Below are 11,125 nucleotides of genomic sequence, written 5' to 3' on the forward strand. Positions count from 1 at the left end.
TACAAACCGGAACGATTGTCAACCGGGTACGATTCGGAGCATGACCACGGACCAGTCCCGTCCCACGCAGGCCACCCCACCCGCGCCCGCGGACAGGGCCACGAAGTCCGTGCCGGGGCCGCCGGTGGGGGTGGCGTTCCTGTTGGCACAGCTGGGATCGCATGCGGCGGCGTTGTTCGCGGAGCGGATCAAGGCGTTGGATCTGACGCCGCCGCAGGCGGGGCTGCTGCGGATACTGAAGGGGAGTCCCGGGTCCAGCCAGCGGGAACTCGCCGACCGGCTCGGGATGCCGCCGAGCCGGTTCGTCCCGTTCGTGGACACGATGGAGGAGCGCGGGCTGGTCGAACGCCGCCGCAATCCCGACGATCGCCGCCTGCACGCGCTCCACCTCACCGAGGCGGGCGAGGCCCTCCTGAACGAGCTGCGCCCCATCGCGATGGCGCACGAGGCGGACCTGGCCTCCGCACTGTCACCCGAGGAGCATCAGCAGCTCATGGGCCTCCTCCAGCGCATCGCCGTCGACCGGGACCTGACGCCGGGCGTCCACCCCGGCTACCGCTCGGTCCGCCCCCACTGACCCCCGAACCAGCCCTACTGAACCCCCGCGTCAGCTCCCGGACGGACCGGACGCCTCGGATGTGTCGGGCCCTTCGTCCGAGATCGGGTACTCGACCAGGGCGAGGACGCGGCTGGCCATGAAGCGGGCGGTCCGGACGGGGGTTCCGGTGCGGGTGACCTCGCTGACCTCGACGACGCCGCGCCGCGTGTCGACCTCCACGCGGCGTCCGGCGCGGGTGGCGATGACCTCGTAGGTGCGGACACCCTCGCCGCCCGCGTCGATGACGATCTCGACCCTGTCGCCCTTCATGAGCACCCCTCGCAGTCGAACGTATATTCGACTCATACCCAGATCAAGGGGTTGGCAACCGTCGAAAACGCAGGTCAGAACAGGAATCTGTAGAGCGCGACGAGCCCCACGACCACGATCACGGCGCGCAGCACGTTCGACGGGATGCGCTGCCCGACCTTCGCCCCGATCAGCCCGCCGAGCGTCGATCCCGCCGCGATGAGCAGGACGGCGAGCCAGTCGATCGCGGTCCGGCCCATCGCCCACGAACCGATGAACACGACCGCCGCCGTGCCGTTGACCAGCGCGGACAGCACGTTCTTGGCGGCGTTGACGCGCTGCAGGTCCTCGTTCAGGCCCGTCCCGAGCAGCCCGATCAGGACGATGCCCTGCGCCGCCCCGAAGTACCCGCCGTACACGCCCGCCCCGAACACGCCGGACCACAGCCCCGGCCCGCCGTGCTCCCGCTGCTTCGCGCGCCCCTTCAGGTACGCCTGCAGCCGCGGCTGGACGATCACCAGCACCAGCGCGAGGATGATCAGTGCCGGGACGATCACGTCGAACGCCGACGCGGGCAGCTCCAGCAGCAGCAGCGACCCGAGCGCCGCGCCCAGAAGGGACGCGCTGCCGAGCCGCAGCAGCCGTCCCCGCTGCCCCTTGAGCTTGTCCCGGTAGCCGTACGCGCCGGTCACCGATCCCGGGACGAGGCCGATGTTGTTCGAGACGTTCGCGGTCACGGGCGGAAAACCGAGGGCCACCATCGTCGGGAACGTGATGAGCGAGCCGGAGCCCACGACGGTGTTGATCCCGCCCGCGGCGACCCCCGCGGCGAACACCGCGCCCGCGTCGAACAAGTTCACGATCGTCCCGTCCAGTGATCCGAGCGTCCTGCAGTCACCCGATGTTAGGGAAGGGAGAGTTCACCGGATTGGTCGGGGCCGTCCGCCCACATACCGAGACGGGCGTCATGGATCATCGGACGCCCGCCGCTCCCGCCCCACGCCCCGCTCCCGCCCCGCACGCCCCTCCCGCCCGGCATCGCGCTCCCGCCTGGTGCCACGCTCCCGCTCCGCGCCACGATCCTGCTCCGCGCCACGATCCTGCTCCGCGAGCCGTTCACGTTCGGCGCGCCGCCTGTTCCACGCCGCGGGCGAATCGGGCAGCTCCAGCTCGACCCGGTCGACCTGGACGCCCCACCTGCCGGTCGCGTCGGCCAGCACTCCGCGCAGTCCGGAGCCGATCTCCTCGGCGGACGTCAGCGCCCGCACGAGGTCCATACCGCCGACGATGTCGCGCAGGGCCGTGGCCGTGAGCTGCTCGATCGCGCTCGGGACGTCGGCCACCCCGTACGTGGCGGCCTCGGCGTCGACGACCCGGTAGCGGAGCACCATGTCGATCATCACCCGCAGGTCATCCGAGGTGTTCACCCACAGGTTGGACGGGACGACCCGTTCACGCAGGTCGACGCGGCCGCGGGCCCGGTCCAGGAACGGCACGATCAGATGGGGCCCGGCGGACAGCGTCCGGTCGTACCGGCCCTGCCGCTCGACGATGTCCACCATGTCCCGCGGGACGATGCGCACCGACCGGTACAGCAGCGGCCCGCCCACCACGATGAGGACGACGACCAGGGTCAGAGCAGCGCTCACTCCCGGATCGTAGATCGGTCCACCACACCGGAACAGGGCCCCTGGGCCCTCTGATCAGCTGCTTCCCAGCCCTCGGCCTGATCAGCCGCTTCCAGCCCTCGGAAGGCCCGTCGACGTTCAGAAAGCCGTCAGTAGTCGGCCCGCGCGTACCAGCGCCCGTTCTGCCGGTCCACGGTGAGGGGGATGCCGAAGCAGTCGGTCAGGTGCGCGGGAGTGAACACCTCGTCCACCTTCCCGGCGGCCACGATCTGGCCCTTGCGCAGCAGCAGGGCGTGCGTGAAGCCCTCCGGGACCTCCTCGACGTGATGGGTGACCATCACGCTCGTCGGCGCGGCGGGGTCGTTCGCCAGGACGCCGAGACGACGCACCAGGTCCTCGCGCCCGCCGAGGTCGAGCCCAGCGGCGGGCTCGTCCAGCAGGAGCAGCTCGGGGTCCGGCATCAGCGCACGCGCGATCTGCACCCGCTTGCGCTCGCCCTCCGACAGCGTCACGAACCGCCGCTTGACCAGCTCGGAGCAGCCGAGCGCCTCCAGCAGCCCGAGCGCGCGCGCCAGGTCGGTGGACTCGTACTCCTCCTGCCACCGGCCCAGGATCGCGTACGAGCCGGTCAGGACGACGTCGAGGACGGTCTCCCCCGCCGGCACCTTCTGCGCGATCGCCGAACTCGCGATCCCGATCCGGGGCCGGAGTTCGAACACGTCGGTGTGGCCGAGCTCCTCCTCGAGGATCTCCACCGTCCCCTCGCTCGGATGGAGCATCGCGGCGGCGATCTGGAGCAGCGTCGTCTTGCCCGCCCCGTTCGGCCCCACGACCACCCATCGGTCGCCCTCGTCCACCGTCCACGTGACGTCGCGCAGCAGGGAGGCTCCCTCGCGCTTGACGCCGACTCCCTGGAGTCGCAGTACCTCGCCGGCCATCGCGCGCCTTTGTCCCCAATCCGACTTCTCAGGTGATCCGATCCGCAGAAGAGAACCTATGCGATTCGCAGCGCTTATGGTGGTCGGCATGGACGCAGGCGCTGACCGAACGGGCTCGACGGGCGAGGCTGCGACCGCGCTGTGCGCGTGGGGGAACGCCTGGCTGGCCGGACACGTGGGCCTGGACGAGGCCGTGGACGCGGTCGAGCGCGCCGCCGGCCCGCAGATCGTCGGCGCCTCCCCGAACCACCCGGACGCGCCGTCCGGCCCGGGTTTCGTGCTGCCCGGAGCAGGCGGCGACGTGCCGCTGCGGCGGGCGCTCGGCGAGCTCCGGGTGGAGGGGATGACCGCCCTGCGGCTGGCGTTGCCGGTGCCGGGTGATCCGCTCGGGCTGACCGGCCCCGCCGCGTTCAACCGGGCGGCGATCGACGCGGAGTGCGCCGTCGTGGCCGTCCTCGCCGACCGGGCGGTCGGGTTCGTCCCGCGGGAGGATCTGCGCGGCTCGTCCTACGCGGGCGTGCGCTGGGAGGTCTCGGCGGCGACGGGCGGACGGCCCGACATACCGTCCCTGCCCGAGGCCGACCGGGATCTCACGATGGCGATGCGTGAGGCCACCGAGGCGCTGATCACGGTGAACGACGTCGCGGCCGTCCCGCGGGAGATCGCCGACGAGCTGATGAACCTGCGCTCGGCCGGCGCCGACGAGCCGCCGCTCGCGCCCGGGTACCCGCCGCGCGCGCAGCGGACCGCGGCCCGCGCCGTCCAGCTCACGACCGTCGTCCGGCTGGCCCGGCGGATGGACGCGCGCGGCCTGGACGCCCCGCAGATGCGCCGCCGCGACGAGGCCCTGCGGCTGCTCGACCGGGCCGTCCGGCGGGCCGTCGTGTCCGCCTGCGACAGCGTCTTCGACCCCGTCCCCGACTCCGACCGGCGGCGCTAGAGGCGTGTCTCGAAGTCGGTGCCCGTCGCGAGCGGCGGCCAGGTGACTCGAGACACACCCCGGGCCGGTCCGGGAACGCGAAACGGGGCGTCTCCCTGGGAGGACGCCCCGTCGCTGAAGGTGGTCTTCGTCAGGCGCGGACCACGATGGTGTTCACGATCTTGTCGGCGAACGTCTGCTTGCGCTCGTCCCACAGCGGCCAGAGCCAGCCGAGGTAGCAGGCGAAGCTGTCGGCGGCGTGGCAGATCTTGCGCAGGAAGGCCATGCCGAAGCCGATCGGCTGACCGGTGTCGGCGCTCACGAGCTTGATGCCCATCTGGCGCTTGCCGACCGTCTGGCCGGTGGTGCCCTCCTGGTAGACCAGCCAGAGGAACATGCCGAAGCCGAGCACCGCGCCGACGAGCATCAGCAGGACGCCGAACAGGGCCGCGCCGCTGCCGCCCGACGCGAGGGCGGAGCCGAGGAAGTACAGCACCCCGGCCGGGGCGCCGGCGATCAGGCCGTCGATGAAGTAGCCACCGACACGGGACCCCCACTCGGCGAGGTGGCCACCGTGCCCGCCGCCGTAGTACCCCGGCTGCTGGCCGTAGGCCGGCTGCGCCGGAGGCTGCTGACCGTAGGCCGGCTGCGCCGGAGGCTGCTGGCCGTAACCCGGCTGCTGCTGACCGTAGCCAGGCTGCTGGCCGTAACCGGGCTGCTGGCCATAGCCCGGCTGCTGCGCCGGAGGCTGCTGTCCGTAACCGGGCTGCTGGCCGTAGCCCGGCTGCGCCGGGGGCTGCTGGCCGTAACCGGGCTGCTGCTGACCGTACCCCGGCTGCTGCTGGCCGTACGGGTCGTAGGGGTTGCCCACACTCGCTCCTTGATTGATTGACCCTGTGGTGTTGTGACGTCCGCCGGACCTGGAGGGCTCCATGGATCTGGCCGACGACGGACGCCTGCTCAGACCCGCAGGACGCCGAGCCTGACGAGTTGCCAGAGCTCCGAGATGACGAGTGCGGCCACGAGGACCCCGCGTCGGGTCTTCGGGGCCAGCCCCCACCACCGGGCTCCCAGCCCGAGCGGAGCCAGGGCGATCACCACGGCTCCGGTGAGCGCCACCGGGTTCGCGAGCAGGGCCTGGCCTGGACGGCCCGAACCGAACTCCATGAAGACGGTGGTGCCCCCGCACAGGGGACAGGGGATCCCGGTGACCGTCCGGAGGGGACAGATCACGCCGGGGTCGTGGGCGCGGTGCATCCAGGCCGCGGCGACCGCCGCCGTGGCCATGGCGGCGATCCGCAGGGCGACGCCCAGGGGGCCGCGCCGTGCGGCGACGAGGCTCCGGTCGACGATGCCGCCGAGCGAGCCCTGCGGCCCGTCGGCGACCGTCGGGCCGGTCGTTCCCCCCACCGATTCCTCCGCCCCGATGACACTTTGTCCAACTGACCCATATAGCGGGCCCACCCCGCGATGGGTCAAGTCGGCACAGGTATCCGCGATGCGACCGTTACCTGGCACATGACCCGTCTCACCCTGGCAGCAGGGTAGGACATTCCATCTCAATGGAGTGCGTGATTAACGGGATAGGACGTAGCAGGTCACTCCACAACCGGTCGGACAGCGTAACAGAACGTGCGCATACGCAACACCTGGCGTCCAACCCCTGAAACGACCAGCGAGACCGCACACGAAACACGCGGCACGCGCACCGCGCTGGGTGAGGCCAGAGCACGGCGTGAAACAACGCGCGCCAGAGCGTGAGGACGACACGAAAGGGCGCTGGACGGCAGCAGGCGCGTACTGCGGTCACGAAGAGCGCAGATCACGGCACGAAGAGCGCAGGGCACGGCGCGGAAGTGGCGCGACGGGGCGTGTCAGGACCCGATGGGCGCGGAAGGGCGCGTTGCGGCACGAAGGGTGCGGAGAGCGCGCGAGGTAGGCGCGGGGAGAACACGCGGGTGCGCGGCCGTGGGAGCGGGCGGCGCGGCGCGGGCGTGGTGGTGCGGCCCGTGGGGGGGTCGGCGGGCGCGCGGCGTCAGGCGTTGGCCGCGGCGCCCACCGTCACGGGGGCGGCCGGCGGGACGGCGGCGAGGTGGTCGGCCTCGACGACGTCGGCGACGACGGCGGTGATGTTGTCGGGGCCGCCACCGTCCCTGGCCAGGCCGATGAGCCGGTGGACGGCGCGGGCCGGGTCGGGTTCGGCGGCGAGGACCTCGTAGGTGGTCTGCGGGTCCACGACGTTGGACAGGCCGTCCGAGCACAGCAGGTACCGGTCGCCGGCGCGGGCCTCGCGCAGGCGCAGGTCGGGCTCGCGGTCCTCGCGTCCGTCCAGCACGCGGTAGAGGACGTGCGAGAGCCGGGACGTCTCGGCCGGGTCCGGGGTCTGGCCGGCCTGCTCGGCCTCGGCCTTGAGCAGCTCGTCCATGGTGTGGTCCTGCGTGATCTGGAACAGCTCGTTGTCACGGAGGAGGTAGCCGCGCGAGTCGCCGATGTGGGCGAGGGCGACGCGCGCCCCGTCCCACAGCATGGCGGTGAGCGTGGTGCCCATCCGGGACAGGTCGGGGCGTTCCTCGCGGACGATGCGGAGCTTCTCGTTGGCCTCGGCGACGGCGCGGCCGAGGACCCCGACGAGGTCCTCGACGGGGGCGTCGGCGTCCAGTGAGCGCAGCGATCCGATGACGGTCGAGGACGCCACCTCGCCGCCGGCGTAGCCGCCCATCCCGTCCGCCACCGCGATGAGCCGGGCCCCGGCGTAGCCGGAGTCCTCGTTGTTCTCCCGGCTGCATCCGATGTCGCTGCCTGCTGCGTACCTGATTGCTACGTTCATACCGATTTCGATGACGATCCTGTCAGTGGAAGTTGTTCTATCAGTCCGCGACGAGTCCATGCCGGACGGCATGGAGAGCCGCCTGCGTCCGATCCTGTACTCCCAGTTTCATGAGCAGATTACTGACGTGCGTCTTGACCGTCTTCTCGGAGACCGCGAGGGCGCGCGCGATCTCCCGGTTGGACCTGCCCCGCGCGATCTGCACGAGCACCTCACGCTCCCTGTCGGTCAGCGCGGCCAGGCCGCGGTCGTCATGCCGTCCGTCGCCGGCCGCGTCGGCGCCGAGCACCGCCTCGGCCGCGTCCGGCGCGAACAGCACGTGTCCGTCGTGGACCGCGCGGATCGCCTGGACGAGCGCCCGCGGATCGACGTCCTTGTACAGATACCCAGCCGCGCCCGCCTGAACTGCCGGCAGCACGTGGCCCCGCTCGGTGACGCTGGTGAGCACCAGCACCCTCGCCGCGACCCCGCGAGCACGCAGTTCGGTGAGCGCGGCCAGGCCGCCCGCACCCGGCATCTTCAGGTCCATGAGCACGATATCGGGCTCCAGCCGCTCGGCCATGGACACCGCCTCGACACCGTCCGCGGCCTCACCCACCACCTCGATGTCGTCCTGGATGCCGAGGTAGGTGCGCAGCCCCTGCCGGACGACCGGATGGTCGTCGGCGATGAGCACCCGGATCGCGGCCGCGGTGCGCGCCGGACCTCCGTCGGTGCCCGTCACAGAGCCGCTCACAGGGCCACCTCCACGCGGACCACCGTGCCCCGGCCGGGCGCGGTGTCGATCGACAGTGTGCCCCCGATCGAGTGCGCCCGGTCCCGCATCGAGACGAGTCCGAGGCCGTTCGGGTCTCCGCTCCCGGGCGTGTCGCCTTTTCCGGAGCCGTTTCCCGCGCCGTCCCCCACGCCGCCGTCCGCGTGGTCCACGGGCGTGTCGGACGGCGTGAAGCCCCTGCCGTCGTCGGCGATCTCCAGGGTGACGGCGTCCGCGCCGGAGGCGAGCCGGACGCGCACGGTGCGCGCCCCGGCGTGTCGCAGCGCGTTGTGCAGGGCCTCCTGCGCGATCCGGAACAGGACGAGCTCGTGCTCCTCCGGCAGGTCGACCGCGCCGTCCGCGTCGCACACCACGCGCGCGTCGAAGGCGCGGTCGAGGACCTCCGCGTGCTTGCGCAGGGACGCGGCGAGCCCGTCGGCGAGGTCGGCCGGACGCAGCTCGAAGATGACCGCGCGCAGCTCGGCGAGCGCGTCCGCGGCGAGCTTCTCGACCTGGTCGAGCTCCTGGACGGCCCGCGCCGGATCCCGCTCGGCCAGCGCGGACGCGGCGCGTGCCGTGAGCCTCAGCGAGAACAGCTTCTGGGCGACGGCGTCGTGCAGGTCACGCGCGAGCCGGGTGCGCTCGGCGACGACGGTCAGCTCGCGGTTCGCCTCGTAGAGCCGCGCGTTGGTGATCGCGATCGCGGCGTGCGCGGCGAACAGGGTCAGCAGCTCCTCGTCCCGCTCGCAGAACCCGGGCCCGTCCGCGCATCCGGACGCGCCGTCGCCGTCCTGGACCACGTCGCTCGCGGCGGCGTTCGACCCGCAGGCGCCGCTCGCGCAGGTGCAGTGGGCGGGACGGGACGGTGAGCGGCGGCGGTTGGCGAGGAAGATGATGCCGAGCACCTGGTCGCCGTCCCGGATCGGGACGCCGAGGAAGTCCTTCAGGACGGGGTGCGCGGCGGGCCAGCCCTCGAACTCGGGGGCGGTGCGGATGTCGGCGAGCCGCTTGGGCTCGTTGTCGCGGAGCATCGCGGCGAGCATGCCGTGCTGCCGGGGCATGGGGCCGATCCGGTCCCACTGGGCGGAGCTGATGCCCTCGACGACGAACTCGGCGAACGAGCCCTGGTCGTCCGGGACGCCGAGGGCGGCGTAGCGGGCGTCCAGCAGCCGCGCGGCGGCCCGGACGATCACCTGGAGCACCTCGCGGACCGACAGGTGCCGGGTGACCGCGAGCACGGCGGAACTCACGGCGTGGAGTGTGGCCTCTTCGCCCGTCCTCGCGCCCTCTTCGCCCACGTGGGTGGGCGGTTCCTCAGTACGCGCGAGCGCGCGCACGCGGGTGTCCACGCCCGCGCGTGCGTTTCCGCAGCCCACCTCGGATGCGCTCATACCGGCTCCGTCCGGCCCTTCACCGTCGTCGGTGAGCGCCGGTGCGCCCACCTGTGAAGACCGTACTCTCTGGACGCCATACGGCGAATCAGCCCTTGGGCCGGGCTCTGCCGTCCGCCCGTCATCCGCCCGGACGAGCCCCGTGTACGCCCCCTCCCCCTTCAGCGCTATGACCACCTTTCGGTAAGATTCGCCGATTTTCATGCTCTCCGAGATCGGGGTTCCGTTGAGCCTTCCCCTCCGGTCGGTGACCGTGTTCACCGCCGCTGCCGCGACCGCCCTGGCGATCGTCCCTTCCCCTGCGAACGCGTCTGAACCCAAGGCCGCCGCCAAGGGCACCTGGCGCGTCTCCCTCCGCACGTCCGCCGGGTCGGAGGCGTCGCCGGTCGTCGCCACTGGCAAGAAGACCGCCTGGACGTTCGTCACGAACAACGCGGGAACCAAGGTCCGCGCCTTCCACCTGTCCGGCGGGAAGTGGCGCGCGTCCGCAATGCCGCGCACGGTGAACGGCGATGTCATCGAGGCGGCCGCCTCGTCCGACCGCAACGTCTGGGCCGCGGCACTGGCGAAGCCCATGACCATGTCCACGGCGTCCACGCCCCGGCTCCCTGCCGAACGTCCCGGCCTCCGCTCCGCGACGGCTGGCTCCAAGCTGTCCCCGGCTCGGATCGTGCGCTGGAACGGACGCTCATGGACGGTCATGAAGTCGCTCCGGAACACGTTCGTGTCGGCGATCGCCGTAGCGGGCCCGCGCGACGTCCGGGTCTTCGGTGCTCAGCCGAACGAGAGGGCCCTGACGCCCGTCATGTGGCGTTTCAACGGCAAGACCTGGAAGCGAACGTACTCCAAGACCGCGGTCATCAGCGTGGCCGTCCGATCCCCCAGGGACATCTGGGCGGCGGGCTTCGACACCTCCGGCAACGGCCAAGAACGCGTCCTGCACTTCGACGGACGCTCCTGGAAGCGCGAACGCCTGCCGCTTCCGGCCGGGGGCGTGTTCTTCTCCGGCGTCGCCGCCGACCGCGACCGAGTCTGGGTGACCGGCGACGACGCCGATGGCCCGAACAGCCGGGCCTACGCCTTCGTCCGGGACCGGCGCGGCTGGCACCGGGAGCGGATCCCCTTCGCCCTGCACCTCGGGCCGATGTCCCGCCCGTTCCTGACCGACCGGGGCGAGCCCATGTTCATGACCATGCCGGTCGGCGACGACACCCTGCCCGCTTGGCGCGAGCGCGAGATCATGTTCCACCGCAAGGGCCCCGGCAAGTGGCACGTGGACGTCGTCCCGGAGAAACTGGCCGGACGCGGCTTCGAAGCCTGGGAGGCGGCCACTCCGTTGCGTGGCATGGGCACGATCCTGCTCCCGGGCACCCTGAACACCGCTCACACCTCGGACGCGGCCGTGGTCGTGTACAGGCCGAACCACTGACCTGAGCCGCCCCCCTCGTCTCCACGGGACGCAGCCCGTAATGCCGGGCCCGGCGTGGCCGGATGCCTGGGCTGGAGGTGGGGCGGTGGGGCGGAAGCCCTAGGTCCAAGGGCTGAGGCTCGTGCGCCCGCGCGGCCGATGTGCCGCGCGGGCGCGCGAAATAGCGTCGTCGGCATGACGAAGACCGCATTGATCACCGGAGCGTCCAGGGGGCTGGGGCGCGCCCTCGCCGCAGAACTCGCCCGCGACGGCTGGACGGTCGTCGTCAACGCCCGGTCGGGGGGGGGGGGGGCCCCCCCCCCCCCCGCCCCCCGGGAGGGCGGAAAACAACACCGCCGCCGCGCGCCCACCCACCCCCCCCCCCCCAGCCGCGTCCGAGGCGGGGCGGGCGG

13 protein-coding genes are annotated in these 11,125 nt (G+C 72.1%); 4 read left to right on the forward strand and 9 right to left on the reverse strand.

Annotated features, from left to right (window positions below):
* The first annotated feature begins 40 nt into the window (after nt 1-40).
* Complete coding sequence (locus AB0L06_RS10425) at nt 41-577, forward strand: MarR family winged helix-turn-helix transcriptional regulator (RefSeq protein WP_500230672.1); 537 nt, start codon at nt 41-43, stop codon at nt 575-577.
* 30 nt (nt 578-607) lie between these two features.
* Here AB0L06_RS10425 and AB0L06_RS10430 read toward each other — a convergent pair whose 3' ends face one another.
* From AB0L06_RS10430 to AB0L06_RS10445, 4 genes are all read right to left on the reverse strand, one after another.
* Nucleotides 608-868, reverse strand: coding sequence for a DUF8836 family protein (locus AB0L06_RS10430; RefSeq protein ID WP_500230673.1), 261 nt, complete (start codon nt 866-868; stop codon nt 608-610).
* Between the two features lie 74 nt (nt 869-942).
* On the reverse strand, nt 943-1,707 hold the full coding sequence (locus tag AB0L06_RS10435) for a sulfite exporter TauE/SafE family protein (RefSeq protein ID WP_500230674.1): 765 nt from the start codon (nt 1,705-1,707) through the stop codon (nt 943-945).
* Between the two features lie 105 nt (nt 1,708-1,812).
* A complete protein-coding gene (locus AB0L06_RS10440; RefSeq protein WP_500230675.1) occupies nt 1,813-2,496 on the reverse strand; it encodes an SPFH domain-containing protein in 684 nt (227 codons plus the stop codon).
* Nucleotides 2,497-2,624: 128 nt separating this feature from the next.
* A complete protein-coding gene (locus tag AB0L06_RS10445; protein WP_500230676.1) occupies nt 2,625-3,413 on the reverse strand; it encodes an ABC transporter ATP-binding protein in 789 nt (262 codons plus the stop codon).
* An 88-nt stretch (nt 3,414-3,501) separates the two neighbouring features.
* Here AB0L06_RS10445 and AB0L06_RS10450 point away from each other — a divergent pair, with 88 nt between their 5' ends.
* On the forward strand, nt 3,502-4,353 hold the full coding sequence (locus AB0L06_RS10450) for an Rv1486c family protein (RefSeq protein ID WP_500230677.1): 852 nt from the start codon (nt 3,502-3,504) through the stop codon (nt 4,351-4,353).
* Between the two features lie 130 nt (nt 4,354-4,483).
* Here the strand turns inward: AB0L06_RS10450 and AB0L06_RS10455 are convergent, their stop codons facing one another.
* The 5 genes from AB0L06_RS10455 to AB0L06_RS10475 all read right to left on the reverse strand — a co-directional run bounded on the left by AB0L06_RS10455 (nt 4,484) and on the right by AB0L06_RS10475 (nt 9,163).
* The gene (locus AB0L06_RS10455; RefSeq protein WP_500230678.1) at nt 4,484-5,203 is read right to left on the reverse strand and encodes an RDD family protein; all 720 of its coding nucleotides are present in this window, start codon (nt 5,201-5,203) and stop codon (nt 4,484-4,486) included.
* An 89-nt stretch (nt 5,204-5,292) separates the two neighbouring features.
* The gene (locus AB0L06_RS10460) at nt 5,293-5,742 is read right to left on the reverse strand and encodes a DUF2752 domain-containing protein (RefSeq protein ID WP_500230679.1); all 450 of its coding nucleotides are present in this window, start codon (nt 5,740-5,742) and stop codon (nt 5,293-5,295) included.
* A gap of 625 nt (nt 5,743-6,367) precedes the next feature.
* Complete coding sequence (locus AB0L06_RS10465; RefSeq protein WP_500230680.1) at nt 6,368-7,159, reverse strand: PP2C family protein-serine/threonine phosphatase; 792 nt, start codon at nt 7,157-7,159, stop codon at nt 6,368-6,370.
* A gap of 40 nt (nt 7,160-7,199) precedes the next feature.
* On the reverse strand, nt 7,200-7,895 hold the full coding sequence (locus AB0L06_RS10470; RefSeq protein WP_500230681.1) for a response regulator: 696 nt from the start codon (nt 7,893-7,895) through the stop codon (nt 7,200-7,202).
* Nucleotides 7,892-9,163, reverse strand: coding sequence for a GAF domain-containing sensor histidine kinase (locus tag AB0L06_RS10475; protein WP_500230682.1), 1,272 nt, complete (start codon nt 9,161-9,163; stop codon nt 7,892-7,894). The genes AB0L06_RS10470 and AB0L06_RS10475 overlap by 4 nt, the downstream gene beginning before the upstream one ends.
* 388 nt (nt 9,164-9,551) lie before the next feature.
* Here AB0L06_RS10475 and AB0L06_RS10480 point away from each other — a divergent pair, with 388 nt between their 5' ends.
* Nucleotides 9,552-10,733, forward strand: a complete 1,182-nt coding sequence (locus AB0L06_RS10480; RefSeq protein WP_500230683.1) for a hypothetical protein — start codon at nt 9,552-9,554, stop codon at nt 10,731-10,733.
* A 174-nt stretch (nt 10,734-10,907) separates the two neighbouring features.
* The coding region (locus AB0L06_RS10485) for an SDR family NAD(P)-dependent oxidoreductase (protein ID WP_500230862.1) at nt 10,908-11,125 on the forward strand (218 nt) is incomplete at its 3' end.

It is taken from the genome of Spirillospora sp. NPDC052269 (assembly GCF_040679435.1).
In the GTDB taxonomy this organism is placed as follows: domain Bacteria; phylum Actinomycetota; class Actinomycetes; order Streptosporangiales; family Streptosporangiaceae; genus Spirillospora.